The sequence below is a fragment of the Streptomyces sp. NPDC007971 genome, assembly GCF_042958635.1.
Classification (GTDB): domain Bacteria; phylum Actinomycetota; class Actinomycetes; order Streptomycetales; family Streptomycetaceae; genus Streptomyces.
In genome coordinates this window covers 1-18,703 of the sequence record NZ_JBIBJK010000038.1, presented here as the reverse complement: position 1 = coordinate 18,703, position 18,703 = coordinate 1, and the positions used below count along the sequence as shown (strand labels likewise).

Genomic DNA, 18,703 nt, shown 5'->3' with positions numbered 1-18,703 from the left:
ACCAGAAATCCTGAATGGTCACTAGATCAGCAGGTCAACGCATTACTTAGACAGTGAGCGTTTTCAGCATGGCCGCTGATCGGGTGACGCTGGTGGTGTGCGCAACGTACGAAGCTCCCGTGTCGTTGAGGGAGGTGTTCGAAGTCTCAACCCACAGGCACAGGGGCCGCGTTGGTTCCATATTCTGCCGCACTCGACCTGCCGCACGCCCTGGTCGAGTGGGTCACGATGCTCATCGTCACCCGCGACGGTGACCGCCGCTGCAAACTTCCGCCGCATCAGCGTGCCCTGGTCGGTCTCGTGTACTTGCGCCGGCACGACACACTCGCGCAGATCGCCGCCGGCTTCGGTATCTCCGTCGGTACCGCACATGCCTACACGGCTGCGGTGGTCGGCCTGCTTGCCGACCGTGCGCCGGGCCTGCTGCGCGCGCTGCGTGAAACCGAACCCGACTACGTCCTGCTGGACGGCACCCTCGCGGAGTGCGACCGGGTCGGTGACAGCCGCGCCGACTACTCCCACAAACATCGTCGGCACGGAGTGAACGTGCAGGTGGTGACCGACTCCGCAGGACGGCTGCTGTGGATCTCGCCGGCCCTGCCGGGCCGTGCCCACGACCTGACGGCCGCCCGCGCCCACCGGATCATCCGGATCTGCGAACGGCAGGGCATCGCGGTGCTAGCCGATCGCGCCTACATGGGGGCTGGCTCGTGGGTGACGACACCCTTCAGACGCCCGCCGGGCCGCGAGCTCACACCGACCCAGCAAACCGTCAACCGCGCGCTGTCTGCGGCACGGGCACCGGTCGAGCGTGGCGTCGCACGCTTGAAGGCATGGCGAATCTTCCGCCGCTCCCGCTGCAGCCCGAATCGCATGTCGTCAATGGCCAAGGCTGTCCTCACCTTGGAGAGGCAACGCTGACGTCGCTGTTCGGTATGCCTCAGCCATGGCATGGAAGGAACGCTTCGGTGCCAGGCTGCCGTCGGGCATGACCTTGCACACTCCGTAGGAGGCCATGTCGAGGTCGAAGCGCGGATCCTCGTGGTGCGGATATGCGTAGCTGGCGAAGGTGAACCAGAAGGCGGTGTCCACACCTTCCTCGTTGAAGACGTCCAATTGCTGGCGCAGGTAGCGGGCCTGTTCGTCTTCGTCGCGGATGTAGTCGCCGTCGAGGCGGGGCGGGTCCGCATCGTGGTCGACGACTGCCCACCAGCCGAGGCCTCCTCGGGCTGCGGCGCCTCGGTAGGTGCAGCTGCCGAATTCGGTCGCCGCGAGCGGTTTGCCGTGTCGGAGGTACTCGCGCAGGCCCTGACGGAAGGCGTCACTGGCATCGCCGTAGGCGTCGGCACTGACGATGTCGAAGGGCGCCCAGTCGATCTGTTCCCACGTTCCGGAGGCGTAGGTGATCTTGCCGCGGAAGCGTGAGCGGACCGTCGCCGCGATGTCGGACAGCAAGGAGTTCAGCCGGGCAGGAACCTCGGCGAGGGCGGCCAGTGTTGTCTCGTCGGGAGCGCCGCTGATCAGGGCTTCGATTCGGGCGATGCTGTCGTTTCCGGGGAGGATACCGGCGGCGAACAGGCTCAACTCGCAGCCGGCGACGAAGACGTTCGCTCCCACCTCTTCGGCGCGATCGGCGCAGTCGGCGAAGTAGGGCAGCAGCTCCTCGGCGGACAGTTCGCAAGGGAACGGGGAGAACCAGACCTCCAGCCCGGCGTCGGCGGCGTGCCGGGCCGCGAGGGCCAGTCGCCCTGGGTCGCCACCGGTGATCCGTACGGCGTTGCAGTGCAGGTCGTCCGCGATCATGCGGATCTCGCGTTGTACCACGTCGGCGTTGAAGACGGGCCGAGAACTCTTGCCGCCCGGAGTGAAGCCGGTGTCGTAGGTGATGCCTTTGGCTCGCATGGATGCTCCTGACAATCGATCGACATCTGTTGCTGCGTCTCACCGGGCGCTGATGCGGGTCGGTTCGGCGGGCGGATCGCGTGGACGGCTCGGGGCGTGTCGGTCGGCAGCTCGATGGCGGTCTCGATCACGCTGTCACCTCGCTCCTCCCTGAGAGATCGCCTCACACCCGTGCTCGGCGATCGGAGCCGAACGTTAGGTACGAGTCGAAGAGCCGGTCAATGGCGATCTCTCCTGGACCTTGCTGTTTGTGCTGGTCAGCCATGCAACTGGCGATTGCAATGACAGTGAGGGTCAATGCACGCCGAACGAGGGGATGTTGCAACGATCGGCGGCAGTGCACACTGTGGCCAGGACGCCCCAATCAGAGGAACCGACCCCGATGCCAGGACGCAGGCTCACCAGAGCCGACCGGCAGCTGATCGCCGCCGGGTTGGCACAGCGCCTGAATTACGCCGACATCGCCAGGAGCCTGGACCGTCCCACCTCGACGGTGAGCCGCGAGGTCGCACGCAACGGCGGACCCGCCCACTACCACGCGGAACTAGCACAGCTCGCGACCACCCACCGAGCCCGACGCAGGCCGCAGTCGACCGCGTCTGCACAGCGGACCATCGAGCACCTCGGCCCCGACCCCGCCGCAACGGCTGCGTTCATCACGGACCTCACGGCGGCCTTCGTCGAAACCGGCCTCCCGCGCACAGCAGCCCGCGTGATGGGCTGTCTTTTCGCCTCCGAGACCGGCAGCCGCACGGCCATCGAGATGGCGCAGCACCTACACGTCAGCGCCGCGACGATCTCGCAGGCGGTCCGCCTGCTGCAACAGCAGGATCTAATCCGCCGCGGCCGCGACGACCGGAGCCGCCGCCACCGGTACTTCCTCGACGACAACGCGGGCTTGCGGACCGTCGTGGCCAGCGCCGCCGCCAACCAGCGGCTCGCCGCCACCGCGCTGCGCGGCGCCGAAGTCTTCGGAGCCCACACCGCTGCCGGAACACGACTGGCCCTGGCAGGCCGGTTCCTCGAACGCCTCGGCGACGACCTCATCCGCTCCGCTGAAAAGCACTGGCGTGACGTGGTTGGTGACGGGGTCGAGGAGCACACACCGACGATCCACACATCGACGGAGTAGTACGCGACCTCACTTGCCCAGGCGATGACCAGGCGGCCGAGAAGCCCAGGGCTTATGACCGCAGCCATCCTCACTCCGGAGGGTCAAAGCTGAAAAGGCTTAGTGATCCATAGCGGATTTGTCACATCGCCCGCCGCCGATCCACCCAGGTCGGCAACCGTGTTGCCCGCAGCGCATCGGCCAGAGCGGGGTTCACGCCGTGGATGCCCAGGCGAAGGTAGAAGCCCTTCAGGCAGGCCGCCGCGGTCTTCAACGCGCTGTGCCCGTACGGGCGCTTCCCCTCCCGCCACGGCAACCCGAACGGCCCCGGATAGTCAGCCCCGAGTGCCGCCATGTAGTGCCGCAAATCCTCAAGCGACACCGACCCTGCGTCCAGGCCTGCGAACCGCAGCCACCGCAGATGATCTACCAGCACATACGCGTACGTCCGGTCCGTGCCCGCGGCGCAGGTACGCAGGAACCCGTCCGCCTCCGCCACCACCGAGCAGTCCGTGTCCACGACCGTGTAAGACACGCGCCCCCGGCACGGACGACCTCCTGCACCCGCAACTGGCCCACCACCAGCCGACCACCCACCCCGCACCGCCCCCTCCGGACCGGGAACCGCCCCGCCGGCGGCACCCTGGCCCCGAGTCCACACCCCTCCCCCACACCCATGGACCACTCCACGCGAACGTCACACACACCCAGTGACGGTTGGTAAAGTCCGTCACCCTCACACGCCAGAACGCCGGAGGGGTTCCTTCGCTGCCGAAGTCAGCGAGGACAGGCGTGCCCCTCCGCCCGGTGCCCCATCCACACCGCCACATCGCATATCCGCAGCGCACTCACCGTCTCTGGCACCCCCGCGACCTGCCGCAGCGCGAGCAACTCGCGGTGCAGGGCGCGGTCGTTCTCACGCAGCGCGGCATGTAGCGCAAGCCAGAACGAGGGGCGCGGGCGACCCAGAGCGCAGCGCACTACCTTGTCGTAGACCGGCAACAGACGCGGACGCTTACGGGCCAAAAGCTTCCCAGCGATCACCCAGTCGACTCCGTACTGGGCGCAGAGCAGACTCCAGGCCTGATCCGCCGGCGAGCCCTCGGCCAGGACGTCCGCTTCGGCGTCGACCATGTCGATGTCCCGGGGAATGGCCTGCAGCAGACCGGACAGCCGCGCGCCGAGGCGGCCCTCCAGAATGTCCAGCGCAACAGGCGCCGGAACGGTGACCGACAACGTCTGCACCGCGACCAAATCCTCCGCCGTGAACCGGTCAGCGACCTCCGGACGGTCTCCTCCACCCGCCAGGTGCTCGAACCGACTCCCGGTGAACGGCATCCCGCCGGGCGGCACGCCTATGCCGAAGTAATTCCGCAGATCCGCGATGGCCTGAGGGTTCGTAATGAGGGTATGCAGTCGTTCTGCGAACACTGCTGGGGCACCGGTCAAGAGATCAACGCTCCCTCCGCCCAACGCTCCATCCGCCCCAGCGGTTTCTGGGGATCAAACCGATCTCTTGCGCGAGTAAGCCCGAAGGGCGGGGCTATGCAGTGCACAGCCCGAACGCCCTCCACACCGACGCCGATACAGCACACCCCGCATTTTCGACCTCGTCGACGAGACGTAGCGCTCGGTCGGCGATAACGAGGTCTTGTGAAACAGGTGCGATCTCATCACCCAACCCCCTAAGGAAGTTCGCGATTCTCGGCCATGAATAGAAGGCAGTCCCGCCCACTTTCTCCTCTGGCTGCGGAAATCCCCCCGGCCCTCGCTGGCCTTTCGACAGTTGCACCAACGACTGTCGGCTTCGCCCAGCTCGCTGCGCAGCAATATCCAAGGTCACGATGTCATCGTGGATCACACGCGCGGCACGAAGCCCGTTTATCTTGCGGATTTCTCCGGACACCAATGCGACGGCCTCAAGCATCGTGTTAGCCACCACATCGCAATGCAGCTCCGAGACACCTGAACCACCAATTGTGTAGGAAACGGAACCGTCCGCAAAAAGCGGAAGATCCTCGCTGGTGCTGGTGTCAATAAAGTCAGCCTCGTCCCGCGTCAACTGCCGGTTGAGGGCTAGAGTGAATGTCCATTCTGCAGGCACAATATTCTCCTTCTTTTGGGCCCGATCCAATTTCACGTCATCTCGGGCGTGGTTCGGACGGGCCCTCCAGCATGGCGCCATTTTCTGCTAGAAAGTGCGCCCCACTGGAGGGCCCGCCTCGGACTTACGCCCAAGGCCGGCCAGTCCTAGTGCTTTCGATGCCGCCTTACGAACTCGTCTATGCGACGAGCAAACACACTCGGATTTCGGGGAGAGTGGTGAATCGAGAGAGACTGACCACACCCCGAACAGGTAAGTTCCCCCCACCGATGTCCATTAATATTTTCTGATATTGACAAGCCCTCCGACTTGGCCGCGCTCAACGCCTTGCGAATGTCCGATTTTGGATGATTTCCCAAATCTAATCCCTTATACAGCCTTACGCGACCTAGGAGTGCCCATGGTCGCGACAACGCTATCTCGAGGTGTAGCAGATGTGCAACAGCAGGTAGCCCGAGACCCATCGGCCACCGCCACACCTCAAACCCCCAGCGAGACCCGGCAACCAGTCAGTGCCTTGCACGGCCAGAGGACGGCCAGCCGACGCGCACATGTACGTCACGCAAAGCAGCAGGCCGACCTCGATGCATACACGCCTCCAACCGGTAAAACGGACGAGGCGCACATGACGGCCGGGGACGTGGGCCGGCCGTGGGCGGCGATCCACGACAACGCCCGCATCCCCATCGACTTCCGGCTCTACCTGACCGCCACACCGCGCATCCTCGCCGCGCCCAGCCCACAGCGCGGCCGGGATAGACGGGAGCTGGTGATCGCATCGATGCAGGACGACAGCGCCACCTACGGCACCAGCATTTTCGACCTCGGGCTGGCGGAAGCGGTGGAACGCTCGATCCTCGCAGGCTTCGAGATCGATGTACTGGAGATCCGGGACCCCGACCCGATCCCGGGCCTGTCGGAGGACGCGCTGCGCGGTCGGCGCCTGGCGCTGCTCCAGGCCGCGCTGCTGGAGCACGCGGCGCAGCAGAACCTGCACACCGTCATGACCTTTCACCACAGGGTCGAGGAAGCCCGCGCGTTCGCCGAGCAGATGCCGGCGACCGCCGCCGAGCTGTACGCCACCGAAGCCTCAGACGCCTCCCTGGTCGACGCTGAGGAACTGCCCGCCTCCTCCATCGACGCCGAGCTGTACGAGCTCGAGGACGGCCGGCACGTACCCCCGGACCGGGTCTGGGCCGACTGGCTGTGCGGCGACCACCCCATCGCCCACCGGCGCGAGGTGATCCGCCAGTTCGCCAACGGCATCAGCGCCGAGAACCGGCGCGTACACCGGGCGTTCCTCGCCTCGGTACGGGCCCTCGGGGTCGGTGTCGACATCACCGGACTGCGCGGCGTGGAAGCGGTGTGCATCGTCGGCTCGCGCAGCTCACAAGTCGACGTCGTGCAGAACATCGGGCGGGCGCTGCGTCCGCATCCGGACGGCACGGTGAAGACGGCTCGGATCATCATCCCGATCTTCCTGCAGCCCGGGGAGGACCCGAAGGACATGGTCGCCTCCGCCAGCTACCAACCTCTGGTCGACACCCTCCAGGCGCTGCGCAGTCACTCGGAGCGCATAGTTGACCAGCTCGCCTCCCGAGCCCTGACCCGCGGCACCGAGCGCCGACCCGTTCACGTCCGCCCCGCCCCCGCAGCGGGAACCGACGGCGGTGACGAGGAGACCAGCCAGGCGCAGCAGGAGGTCGACCGGGTCACCTCGATCGTGGTCAACTTCGCCTCCCCCCGCGACGCCGCCGACATCGCAGCCCTGACCCGCTGCCGCGTGATCCGCCCGCAGTCCTTGGTCTGGCTCGAGGGCTACCAGGCCCTTATCCGCTGGCGTGCCGAGAACGAGATCACCGGCCTGCACGCCGTCCCCTACGACACTGAGGCCGCCGTCGGCGCGACAACGGATTTCCCCCTGGGCCGGTGGGTGCACCAACAGCGCAAGGCGCTGCGCGCCGGAGAATTCGACCCCCACCGCAAGGAACTCCTCGACGAGGCCGGGATGGTCTGGGAGCCCGGCGAGGAAGTCTGGGAGAGCAAGCTCGCCGCGCTGCGGTCCTACCGGCGGGCCACCGGGCACCTCGCCCCCCCGCCAGGACGCCGTCTGGGGACGTCGTTGCGATTTCCGCCGGCCAGCAGGACCGCGAGCCGATTGCCGTGCCCGTCGGCGATCAGGTGATGCTTCGGGCCCGCCCGACCCCGGTCCACCGTGGTAGGGCCCGTATAGATCCCCCTGACAGCCCTGATTTGCGAAAGGTCGACCACACAGCGGAACCAGTCCGGCCTTGAGGCTGCCTTGATTTCTACCAGCAGGACCTCCACCGAACGGAACGCCGACGATGAGGAATGGTTCCTGCAACGCCGGCAGGACTACCACGCACAGTTCGGCCTCCACCCCGGCCAGGCCCTCCTGGCCGGGGTTGTGACTATAGGTGGGCGCCGCCTATTCGTAGACGCGAGCAGCCGCGATAACCTTCGCTATCGTGGCCCACACCTCATCCGACGGAAGCGACCCGCCGTTTCTACGGAAAAACCCTTCGCAATCTAGAATCCATGCTGCCATGGACTCCAAAAGAGCCGGAATATCTCTGCTTTCCCAGCCTTCAGGATCGTCTTTGAAATTTTGAGCGGCGGCAGACAAGAAGACCACCAACTCCTGCCGATCACTTACCCCGTTGGCCTCTCGCCAGAAATCCACTGCTACCTCACCCGGATCGATTCACCGTCATTATTGGTGGTGAATTTCCATGACTCTTGCTCGACCTCGCGAGGCGAAGCCTTGACAAAACGCACCGACACTCCAGCCTCCTTGAATGCATAGAGGCGGCGATTATCGAGGGAATATATATTCCCATCGCGTTCGAATACGCGGATCGGCTGAATGTCGTCTGCACTTTTTTCGCCGGAGCTCAATTCATCAATTGTCTCCTCCAGGGATCGACCGTCCTTATATGACCCCTTAATGCTGTCCTGGGTGTATCGGATCTTAGCAGGATTCATTTTTCCGGCCGCTGGCAGTCCTCGAGGTCCCGGTTTGGGAGCCGCGCCGCGACTGGCATCCGAATCTGCCTCGCGGAATGCCTTGCCGAGCTTGTCTGAGCCAGAGTCCAGCATCTTCTTGCCGAAGACAACAGCTCCAGCGCCACCGGCGATCGAAGGGATGCCCGCCTCGCACAGGACTCCTGTGGCGCATTCGACTACGCCCGATGCACCGAGGATGACGCCGCCGCCTTCACTGACCCCTCCCAAGAGGGACTGAAGGATACCCGCGTAAAAGTCACCATTCTGCCCAAGGCTGGACAGGTAGTTCCCGACGTAGCTGTTGCTGTCGCTGGGGCCCTTGACTGGGGCACCGCAGTCTCGCGGAAGCCCGGTGCGGGCGCAGCGATTGCTAGCGCCTGAGTCTGAGCTGACGTTTCCGGAGCTGCTGGTGGAGGCAGTTCCGGTCTGGTTGTAGTGGGTTCTGCCGCAGCTGCCGTGGTGGCAGCTGCCGGCGCTGGGGTTGTTCGGGTCGATGGGGCCGTCCGTGATGATGTTGCCCGAGCCGTCGCCCTTGGGTGTGCCGACGCCGCAGGCATCGGCGAAGCACAGGCCGGTCGGGTCGGACTGGGTGACCGGTGTGTTGCCAGCGTAGCTGTAGCCGTTGAGCGACTGGTGCTGATCCGGGCTCAGGAGCGGGTCGACGCTGATGAACTGGCCGATGGTGGGGTCGTACTCACGGGCTCCCATGTGTGTCAGGCCGGTCGCGCCGTCGGCTGTTTTACCGAGGAACGCCTTGTCGTCGGGCCACGACGTCGCTTTCGTGCCGCGTGGGACGCCGAAGGGCGTGTTGTAGCGCTTGGTGACCGCGTATGTGCTCGCGTCGAGGGCGATGTTGGACGTGCCGTGCTGGTCGGCGGCGAGGAAGCTGAGCTTCGTGCCCGATACTCCGGACGTCGCCGTGCGGACCGCGATGGTCTGGCCGTTCGCCGTGTAGGAGCGCGTGGCGGAGACGGTCTTCGTGGTGCCCTTGGTGGTGAGGTGGAGTTCTGTGCCCGCGCCCAGATAGAGGACGGTTTCGCCGTCTCCCTTGGCGCGGCGGATCAGCAGGTCGCCGCCCCCGTCGTAGAGGTAGCTGGTCTCCTTAGTGCCCTCGGTGAGCTTGGTCAGGTCGCCCTCGGTGTTCCAGGCCAAGGTCTGCTGGGCGGTCGGTCCGGGGCGTGAGGTGGTGTTGCCGGTGCTGTCGTAGGAGTAGGTGCCGGCGCGGGCGCCGGTGGTCTTGTCGAGCGTGTGCGGCTTGGTGTCGGCGGGGTCGTCGTAGGTGTACGTGGTGGTCTTGTCGCCCGAGGTGGCGTGCTGGGTCTCCGTCTTGCGCTGGCCAGCGCCGGTGTAGGTGTAGGACGTCCAGTACGGTGCCGCCCCGTCGAGGCTGGCCGTCGTCCGGCCGGAGGTCGAGCAGTCCGCCGTCTTCGGGGTCCAGGCTTCGCTGAGGCGGCGGTCGCCGTCGTAGGCGAAGCACTGGTAGTCGGCCTTGGCCGTGCCTCCTTGCGTGGTGGCGTCGAAGATGGAGGTGACGTTGCCGGCGTCGTCCTGGGTGAACTTCAGCTCCTGCGGCATGTAGCCGTGCACGTCGTCGGTGACGAAGGAGCGGGTGAGGCGGCGGGTGCCCTCCTCATAGTCCCAGTTGAGGTACGCCTTCTTCGCTGAGGACGTACCGTCCATGCCCAGGATGAGCTGGCGCAGGTCGCCCTGCGGGGAGAAGGCGGCACCCTGCAGGTAGCCGGTGGTGCCCTTGGCGGTGAGCTGCCCTCCGAGCGCGTTGTAGGTGTAAGAGACTCCCTCCGCGGCGAGGCCGCCGACTGCCGGGGCGGAGTACTGGCTGATCGATCCGTCGAGGTTGTAGCCGGTGGAGAACGACAGCGTCTTCGCCACGTACTTGTCGGACACCAGAGGTTCCGAGTCCGGCAGGATCAGCTGATTGCCGGTCGCGTGGTACATGGCGTCGAAGGCCGTGACCTTTTCGGTGTACGCCTTACCGCTCACACCGCCGTCGTATCGGGTGGCGGTGTCCTGCTGTCCCATGGCGACCTGGTCGTAGCCCCAGGTGGCGAGCTTGTGGGCGTCGCTCTTGTCGGCCTGCCATATGTCCGTCTTGCGGCCGAGGTCGTCGTAGGCGTACAGCAGTTTCTTCGACTCGTCGCCGTTCGGAGTGGTGCTGGTGGCCTGGTCGAGGCTGTTGTACTCGGTGGTGCTCTTGCCCTTGTCGGGGTCAGTCGCCGTGACCTGGCGCCCCAAGAGGTCGTAGGTGTAGGACCACTTCGTCTTGTCGGGGCCGGTGATCGTCTCCTGCCGGCCGGCAGGGGTGTACGTGTAGTCGGTCGTTGTGAAGTCCGTGCCGGTCGGCTTCGGGCCGGCGTACTCCCGTCGCTGAGTCGTCTGACCGAGCGCGTTGGTGACCACGGCGGTCGCCTGACCGCCGGCCGGAGCGCTGGTGGCGACGGTGTCACCTGTGTAGATGGTTTCGGTCGTCCAGCGGGTGACACCGTGTACCTTCGTCACGGCCTTCGTCGCCCGGCCCGCTCCGTCGTACGTGGTGTCCGTCTGGGTGGGCGCCTGGCCCCCGTCGATCTCCGCGGCCTGGGAGCTGGGAGGTGAGGTGCTGTCCCAGATGTCGGACTGCTGGCTGACGGCGAGACCTCGCGCGTCGTAGAGCGTCAGGGAGATCAGCCGGCCGCCCTGCGGGGTCGGCGACTGGGTCTGACGTGAGCGCAGCATGGAGTCGTAGAACTCGTAGGCGGTGTTGTAACCGGATCCGTCGTTCTTCAGGGTCCCGGTGGACACCCAGGGCATGCCCGAGCTGGTGACGTGGTAGTCGTAGACGTAGTTCGGAGTCTTACCCAGCACCTTGGAGCGGTTGGGCAGCCAGAGCTTGGTGATGCGGCCGAGACTGTCGTACTCGCTCTCGGTGATCTTGTTGTTCGGGTCGGTGGCCTTCAAGGTCGCACCGGTCGCGAAGTCCAGCGCCGCAGTGACCTTGAAATGCTTGGCGTCTTCGGCCACCGTCGACGTGAGTGGCCCGGCGTCCGACGGTACATAGGTGACGGAGGACACCGGCAGGTCGTTGGTGTCGGTGACGGTCTTGGGACGCCCGAGGGTGTCGTACGTCGTTCCGGACACCTTCTGCCAGGTGGGGGCGTCGTCGCTGCCGTACCCCTTGGCGCGGCCCTTCCATGTGGCGTCGCCCTTGGTAGGTTTCTGCGACGGCGACCAGGTAGTGGCCGCGCTGTCGTCATAGACCGTGGCGGTGTCGGAGACGACGTCACCCGCTCGTTTGGAGTCGGCGGGCAGGTCGAGCGCCGAATCCGCGGTCGCGCACCGCTTGGCGACAGTACGGACGCGGGAAACGAGGGAGGTGATGCCCTTGTCGTCGTTGCGGGCGTACCAGGTGCGGGCGCACTCCTCGTCGCCGGTGACCGAGTCGTCGCCCTCGTCCTCGACGGTCTCGGCCATGCCGTAGTCGTCGTAGGTCGTCTTCACCGTGTGTACGCGGTCGTACGGGGTGAGCTTGCTGGTGATGTCGGTGCGGGTGTGGGTGGCTACGGTGCGCACGTAGTACGCCTCGGTGTCCGCGTACGACTTGTGCTGGGTGGCCGTCTTCTTCGACCACGGGTCGTTCACCGTGCCGCTGACTTCCGCGTCGCCGTCGTAAGTGACCGACTCGCGGGTGAAGCCCGAGTACTGCTCGGAGTCGGTGATCTCGTCGGCCTTGAGGCCGGAGACCGTGACGGTCTTGCGCTTCTCGGGGTCGGGGGTCTTGCCGTCCGAGCCGAGGACGCGGTCACCGTTCATACCGCGCAAGTAGACCGTGGTCTCCTTGCTCTGAGTGCCGGTGGAGACCCCGGTGAGGTGGGTGACCTGCTGGTAGCCGCGCCAGATCGACCAGGTGCGCTCCTTGGCGGGGGTCAGCGGGTCCTCGTCGTAGTGCCAGGCGCCGCCGCCCGTGTACTGGTAGCTGTGCTGTACGGCTTCCGAGCCGCCCTGGGGATCGGTGGTGGACACCGAGCTGACGGGGTACTTCTGGAACCAGTCGAGCTTGGGGTCCTTCTCGCCGTTAGGCGACCAGTACACCGGGTAGCAGCGCCTGGTGTTCTCGTCCAGCTTCGGCTTGCTGCCGCCCGCGGTGCAGTCCGCCTCCTTGTAAGAGACGATCGTCTGTGCTCCCGTCTCAGATGTGACGGTCTTCAGCCGGGGCTTGTTCAGCGGCAGGATGTCGTCGGCCGCGCCATCGACACGGTTGGGCAGCATCACGTGGTCGAACTTGACCGGGTCCAGCGAGAGGTCGGTGCCCCGCTTGCCGGTGTGCTTGATTTCATCCAGCCAGAGGGACTGGTCGGTGGAGTCACCAGTGTCGCCGGGGTCAAGATAGAGCTGCTTGAGGGACCAGACGTCCACCGGCTCGAAGGCCGGGGTGGAAGCCGCCGCGTTCCAGGCGTAAGTGGTGATCGCCGTCAGCCGCTTACGGGTGAAAAACGACGGGCCGACATTACCGGTGCACTTGTCCCCCTCCTTGCATACGGAGTCGAACGGCACGTCCGGCCAGTTGTCCCGGGTGTCCTTGGTCAGCGAGTCACAACCGCTACCCGAGGCAAAACAGCGCTCGGCATAGGAGAGAACCACCTTGTCCGAAGCGGCTGGGGAGCCGGAGAAGAGGGCGCCGGCGCGCTGGCCGTAGCGGATCTCCTTCAGGTAGCCGCCGCGGACGTAGTCGGTGCCGGTGTTGTCGTCGCCGAGCATGTCGTAGTTGTTGTGCTCGGCGGTGTACCAGTAGGACTCAGTGTTGCCGTGGGTGTCCTCGACATAGTCGAGGTTCCAGCGCCAGCCTTGTGTCTTGTGGCGGCTGGAGAAGGAGTCACCGCTGGAGTAGCCGGGTTCGCCCTCATCGTCACCGAAGACAGGCACCGTCCATACCGACTGGGTGCGGTCGTCCGAGCCGGCCCCGTCGAGCTTGTTGAGGCCGAACACGTACTTGGTGCCGTCGCCGGTGACGACCGTCCAGTATTCGCCGTCGTCGTCGCCGTTGTCGGCGCCGGTGGAGTGGGTGACGGTGGAGGCGTCATCGTCCTTCAGGCGCCACTTGCCGGTGGTGTCGTCCTTGACCAGTTCGGTGGCCTTGCCGTTCAGGACGAGGGAGGCGTTGTCGTATTTCCAGCACAGGTCGTACTTGCCGTCCTGGCCGTCGTCATCGCAGGAGCCGTATTTACGCTCGACAAAGGAAGAGGTCAGGTCGAAGCCCGTGCCGACCTGGCTGCCCTGGTTGTTGGAGTTGGCGGTCTGTCCGTCGACCGCGCCGGAGTCGTACGAGATCGACAGGCCCGGCTCGGGACCGGCCGCGGCCGGAGGCACACGCAGGGGGTAGGACCAGGTGAAGGAGCCGGATGAGCCTCCTGCCTCCCATGTCGAAGACGCAGACAGCGGCGTCGCCTTGTAGTCACCGGCACCGGACTTGGCCCCAGCCGCGACGGCCAGCAACATGGACTGCCGGCCTGACGCCAGCGTCACCGGCGCGGACAGGCTGTCTGTGTCACGGCGGTTGAGGGAGTTGAGGACGACGCGCTTGCGGCACTTCGCGGCCGCCGGATCCTTCCCCGCGCAGCTCGGCAAGCGCATCAGCTGCAGGCGGCCGGCCCAGTCGCCGCCGTAGGCCGCGGCGAAGGCGGAGTAATCGATACCGAAGCGGGCCTTGCCTCCGGCCTCGGGGCCCGTGACCTTGAGGACCACGCCCTTAACACCGAGTTTGGCAGCGGTCTTCTGGTCGAGAACCTCGACCGTGACAGATTCGGCCGTCTTGCCTGTGCCTGGGTCGGTCACCGTGACAGGCAGGGAGCCCGGGGCAGCTTTGGCAGTGCCCTTGGCGGGGACGGTCAGCGACGCCTTGCCGGCCTTCGGCCAGGTGACTTTTCGCTGCTGATCGTGGCGGGCCCGGGCGGCCGCCGTTCGGTCTGCCGCGTCGGCCTTCTTCACCTCCGCCGCCGCCTTCGTGTTCACCTTGGCGGTGAAAGGGCTGACCTTCGTGGCGTGCGGGGGCTGCAGGTGAGGACGCCCCAGGGGGTCGGTGTCCGCTGCGAAAGCGACGGGGGTGAGTAGGCCCGGCAGGAGGGCCAGGCCTGTAGTCGCAGCGATGCGACGGGACCAGCCTGTTCTGTGTCTGCCCCTGCGGCCTGAAGTCGGCCTGGGTATGCCGAAGGAGTTCATGGCGGTTCTTCCTACGCGGCGTCGGGCTGTGTCACGCCGGACGCGTGCCGTTGAGGAGGATGAAAAAGGGAATCGAGGTGGGGTATTCCGGCGCCTGGTGCCGGGCGGCCCGATCAAAGAGCGGGCCGCCTCAGCGCGTGTCAGGTGCCGTCCGGTGTGTCCAGCACCTGGGAAAGGATCTGATCGAAGTTCAGCGCCCCGGTCCACACCCGCAGTGACTCCAGCGAGCCGGGCAGGTAGTACCCCGTGGATCCACCGGCCGCTCCCCTGCCCGCCGACAGCGCGCCGGTACCCTGCTGGACCGCAGAGAACCCGGAGTTATCCTCGCCGGGCTGCTCTGTCCCGCCCACGTACAGGTGCAGTCGGCCGTACCGGTCCTCGGTCTTCGATACATCGGCCGGGTCGGTCCATTGCCATGATTCCTGCGCGTCGAACACGCCCGTGACATCTACGCCGGTGTCGACGTCGGCGGGATCGGCAGCTGCCACTTCAGCGCTCTGCGTGACCTTGCTGTCCGATCCGACGGCGGTGCGGGTGAACTTCCACTGGTAGGTGTCGGCGGCGGGCTTGACCACCCACAGCGCCCAGGAGGACTCACCGCCGATTGCCTGCCCGGCCACCTGAGCCTGATAGCCGACCGGCTTGGCCGCCAGCTTGTCGGCATCCAGCCTCACGTGAGCCGAAACGGTGAATGAGCCGGTCTCGTCGACCACCGGGCTGCTGGTCGAGGCATAGCCCGACGTCCCGTCCAGAACAAGGGCGTTGTTGTCCTCATCCAGCACCACACCGCTGGACGACAGCGCCAGCGCCGGCGCGGGGTAGGAAGTGATTTCCTTGACCTGCGTACCGGTGGAAGCGGTGGCGTCCCAGTCCGCGACGAGCTCGTCGGCCGCCACACCGTCCTGCGTCAGTTGCGCCTCCTGCGCAACCTGCTCCGCAGTGAGCGCGTACTGCCACACAGAGACCTCATCGATACGGCCGCGGAAGTTCTCTCCCCCGACCCCACCGACCAACGAACGGCCGAACTGCAGGCCGGCCGTGGACGTCCACGGCTGGTAGGCAGCGGACAGATCGTTCAGCACCACCGGCTTGTCCTGCGGGCGCCCGTTGACGAACAACTGGATGGTGTCGTTCGTCTTGTCGGTATCACCCTTGTTATCGAAGACGGCTGCCAGATGCGTCCACACATTCAGCGGCGGCGGCCCGGCATCGGCGATCGACCGGAGGTAGACGGGGTTTTCCTTGACGTCGGCGGCAGTGCGGTTGAACACCCACTTCTTGTAGCTCGGGGAGTAGTACAGCGTGAACGCCGAGGCCTGGGTTCCCGGGGCCGACAGCACTACGTGAGTCTGTGACGTGTCGGTCAGGTAGACCCAGGCGGAGACGGTGAAGGAGTCCTTGGTGTTCACCGCCGGTGCCGCGGTGGCCGCGTAACCATCACGCGTGGTGTCGGTGCTGCTGTCGTTGAGGTAGAGCGAGTAGTCGGACTCTCCGCGGCGTCCCAGAGTGGACCAGCCAGCGTGTGAGGTGTAGAGGGTGGCGTCGTGCCTAGTGCCCTCCGTGGCGGTGTCCTTGGCGACGGTCACTCCTGAACCAGGAGCTGCGTCGTCGAAGTGCCAGCGGCCGACAGCTCCTGTGGCAGGGGCCACCTTGAAGACGAACTCCGCGGGCGTGCCCCACCGGTTGCGGACGTCCTTGGCCCGCACCGAGAGCACCTGAGTACCGGCGAGCGGTGGTTTCACGTCCTTGACCTGAACGTTGAGACCACCGGATACCTGCTTGGCCGGCGTGGACAGCAGCTTCCACTCATAGGCGGTGTTGTCGGTGTGCCCATTGGTGATGTCGGCCGTGTTGGGCTGGAAGGTGAAAGAACCGGGCACTCCTGGGCCGCCCTTGCCGGCACACAGGTCAGCGGTGCATTCGGTATAGGGAGAGCCGGCAGTGATGCGGGGTGCCTTGGGTGCGCTTGAGTCGATCTTGAAGTAGCACCAGGAGCTGTAGGGCGACCACAGGTCGCCGCTTTTCCCGCTGTATGACCAGTGCGACTGGGTTCGCGCCTTGTACCGGTACAGGCCACCGTCAGCACGATCGGTAGTCCGCATCTTCTCGAGGGTCTCATCGGGATCCCAGCCCGTATCGGGCCTGTGCCCCGTCCACACCTGGTGCCAGGCTGCATCGTCACCGCGTTCGACCACGTACTCGGCCTGCAGCGAACCTTCTTCGTCGCCCTTGTGGGCCTCGACCTGCGTCTGGACGCGGGCCTGAACCATCGGATCCGCTCGGGTAACGATCAGTGGGTCGGAGGAGGACTTCTCACAGTAGGCGGTAGTGCTATTGCCGGGGATGACGCCGACACTGGTGGGCACGCCCGGCTTATAGGCGAAGGTGACCTGAAGTTCGGCGCTGTCGTCGAAGCGCTTCCACGCGCGCGGGTCGCTCTCGTCCTTCGCACGCAGCATCAAGGTGAGGCGGCTCATCTTGCCGTCCGCGAACGACCGGACGGTCTTGGTGAGGTTCTCGTCCGACTCCTTGCCGTTGTCATTGAACTCGATCCAGGCATCCGGCTGGTCGGGACTGCACAGTTTCCCGCGGCCAGCCGAGACGTAGCGGTCCCCCATCAGGTCCAACTGCTTGGGACCGGGCCACCGGGTGCCCTCGGAGATGTTGTCGGTGCGTACCAGGTCCAGCCAGTGCGGGTCGCAGTTGAACGACCACGTCTCATGGGCACGGAAAGTGGCATCGAGGACCTGCTTGCCAGCCAGCTTGGTCGGGGCGAACTCGAAGTACATGCGGTCGACGTAGCCGCCGCCGCAGTAGTAGCCGTCGGCATTACCGCACTTGCCGACACCCTTATCCCCGTCGAACATCCAGAACTTGTCGCCGTCCGAGGAGATCTTCGTGCGTTCCGAGACGCCCAGGCCGACCGAGGGGTCGATGTAGACAGGGTAGACGGTGTTCTTGCCACGCAGCAGGCCCAGGTCGGGGTGCACGGCGACCGCGCCGTCATCGACCTTCACCGGCAGCACCGCGGTGGCGTCGCCGTCCCCCGGCTGCGACGGATCATCGTGCGTCTGACCCTGCGCGGGTCCCCCGGCGTCAGTACGCATCAACTGTGTCTGCGGGCCTGATGCGCTGTCACCGGCCGAGTCCCACATCTGGCCGGCCGGGCCGCGGAACACGGCGTTGCCGTTTTCATCGATGGCCCGCAGGCCGCCGCCGGCTCCCGGCACCACGGACAGGCCGTCCCCGGACGCGGTCAACTTGACCTGCTCCAGCGCCGGGTTCTGCGCCGCCTCGGGCGTCTTGACGACGAGGACTTCCCGGTAGCTCTCAGCCGTGGCTGTCAGCTGCAGGTCCACCCCGTCGAACACGTTGGCATAGGTCGCTGTCGCACCGTTCAGCTTCGGCTGCGGCAGGGCGCCTGGCCAGCCCAGGGTGACCGATCGTCCGTCCTTGCCCAGCTGGATCATGTCCGATCCCGACCCGCCGCCGGAGAAGGACAAGTCAACTACCGCGCCCTTGGGGGCTACCCGGCCGTCCGCACGGCGCTCCAGTACCGGATCGACCGTGCCCCACCCGCCGTCCCTCTCCTTCACCCGCTGAGGGGTGGTGGACTGCGTCAGCGTGAACGAACCGTCCGGGTTCGCCCTGGTCGTGGAGTACTCGGTGCGGTCCGCCGTCACCTCCACCGGCTCCCCCGAGACCTGAGCCCGGGCAGACGCGGTCGTCTCATCCACCGGCCCTTTCCCCGCTGCCGCACCCGACATCGGCAGAGCTGCCGCAGCAGGCAACCCGGGCAGTACCGACAGTACGAGCGAGGCCACGGCACCACCCAGAAGGCAGGCGCGTGTTCTTCGTGCCCTCCACGCCGGCGACACGCCAGCCCAGTGAGGCTTCACGAAATCCCCCCGTATATGAATCTTGTAAAGGTCTCGGAAAGTAAACGGGCAGTGACCGTACACGGTCAATCAAGTGTGAGACGGCTCACGCGACCACGCTGACCTGCCCAGTTGAATCCAGCCACAAGATCCACACCCCTCAAATCTGACGCGCTGGAGGCCCGGTACTCCACGATCGCGACCGACCCTGCCGGGCTGCCGCTGAACACTCGGACTCAAAGGCTGGGTGACGCGCTGCGGCTGGCAGCCGGGCTGTTCTCCGGACGGCTTCTCCCCGGGGCACTAAACGGTGTCCCGTAAGCGGGTGTCGGGCAAGGGCTGGCCTGATCGTTGGTCCAGGTGGGGCTACCCGGCCAGGGCCAGGTTGTGCAGTCGGGCCACGCCGAGGACGGCTTGGTGAACGCCGTCTCCGCGTAAGCGGCAGTCGCGGAGGATCTTGTAGGTCTTCAT

9 protein-coding genes and 1 pseudogene are annotated in these 18,703 nt (G+C 66.0%); 3 read left to right on the top strand and 7 right to left on the bottom strand.

Going from position 1 to position 18,703, the window contains the following annotated elements; translation table 11 throughout:
- Nucleotides 1–171 precede the first annotated feature (171 nt).
- Nucleotides 172–921: a transposase family protein gene (locus ACFZCP_RS44005; protein ID WP_391442375.1), complete on the top strand. Its 750-nt coding sequence runs from the start codon at nucleotides 172–174 to the stop codon at nucleotides 919–921.
- Here the strand turns inward: ACFZCP_RS44005 and ACFZCP_RS44000 are convergent.
- Nucleotides 880–1,902: a hypothetical protein gene (locus ACFZCP_RS44000; RefSeq protein WP_391442373.1), complete on the bottom strand. Its 1,023-nt coding sequence runs from the start codon at nucleotides 1,900–1,902 to the stop codon at nucleotides 880–882. The genes ACFZCP_RS44005 and ACFZCP_RS44000 overlap by 42 nt on opposite strands.
- Nucleotides 1,903–2,284: 382 nt before the next feature.
- Here ACFZCP_RS44000 and ACFZCP_RS43995 point away from each other — a divergent pair, with 382 nt between their 5' ends.
- Nucleotides 2,285–3,034: a helix-turn-helix domain-containing protein gene (locus ACFZCP_RS43995; RefSeq protein WP_391442371.1), complete on the top strand. Its 750-nt coding sequence runs from the start codon at nucleotides 2,285–2,287 to the stop codon at nucleotides 3,032–3,034.
- Nucleotides 3,035–3,155: 121 nt separating this feature from the next.
- Here the strand turns inward: ACFZCP_RS43995 and ACFZCP_RS43990 are convergent, their stop codons facing one another.
- From ACFZCP_RS43990 to ACFZCP_RS43980, 3 genes are all read right to left on the bottom strand, one after another.
- Nucleotides 3,156–3,533 (bottom strand): hypothetical protein, encoded by a 378-nt coding sequence (locus ACFZCP_RS43990; protein ID WP_391442369.1) that lies wholly within the window; start codon nucleotides 3,531–3,533, stop codon nucleotides 3,156–3,158.
- Nucleotides 3,534–3,790: 257 nt separating this feature from the next.
- The gene (locus ACFZCP_RS43985) at nucleotides 3,791–4,444 is read right to left on the bottom strand and encodes a DUF6308 family protein (RefSeq protein ID WP_391442368.1); all 654 of its coding nucleotides are present in this window, start codon (nucleotides 4,442–4,444) and stop codon (nucleotides 3,791–3,793) included.
- Nucleotides 4,445–4,556: 112 nt separating this feature from the next.
- Complete coding sequence (locus ACFZCP_RS43980) at nucleotides 4,557–5,117, bottom strand: hypothetical protein (RefSeq protein ID WP_391442367.1); 561 nt, start codon at nucleotides 5,115–5,117, stop codon at nucleotides 4,557–4,559.
- A gap of 625 nt (nucleotides 5,118–5,742) precedes the next feature.
- Between ACFZCP_RS43980 and ACFZCP_RS43975 the strand changes: the two genes are divergently transcribed.
- Entirely contained in the window at nucleotides 5,743–7,302 is a 1,560-nt protein-coding gene (locus tag ACFZCP_RS43975) for a Helicase associated domain protein (protein WP_391442366.1), read from the top strand.
- Between the two features lie 521 nt (nucleotides 7,303–7,823).
- Here the strand turns inward: ACFZCP_RS43975 and ACFZCP_RS43970 are convergent.
- From ACFZCP_RS43970 to ACFZCP_RS43960, 3 genes and pseudogenes are all read right to left on the bottom strand, one after another.
- Nucleotides 7,824–14,354 (bottom strand): RHS repeat-associated core domain-containing protein, encoded by a 6,531-nt coding sequence (locus ACFZCP_RS43970; RefSeq protein ID WP_391442365.1) that lies wholly within the window; start codon nucleotides 14,352–14,354, stop codon nucleotides 7,824–7,826.
- A gap of 140 nt (nucleotides 14,355–14,494) precedes the next feature.
- On the bottom strand, nucleotides 14,495–18,121 hold the full coding sequence (locus ACFZCP_RS43965; RefSeq protein ID WP_391442449.1) for a LamG-like jellyroll fold domain-containing protein: 3,627 nt from the start codon (nucleotides 18,119–18,121) through the stop codon (nucleotides 14,495–14,497).
- A gap of 477 nt (nucleotides 18,122–18,598) precedes the next feature.
- A pseudogene (locus tag ACFZCP_RS43960) lies at nucleotides 18,599–18,703 on the bottom strand (IS5/IS1182 family transposase); the annotation flags it as partial.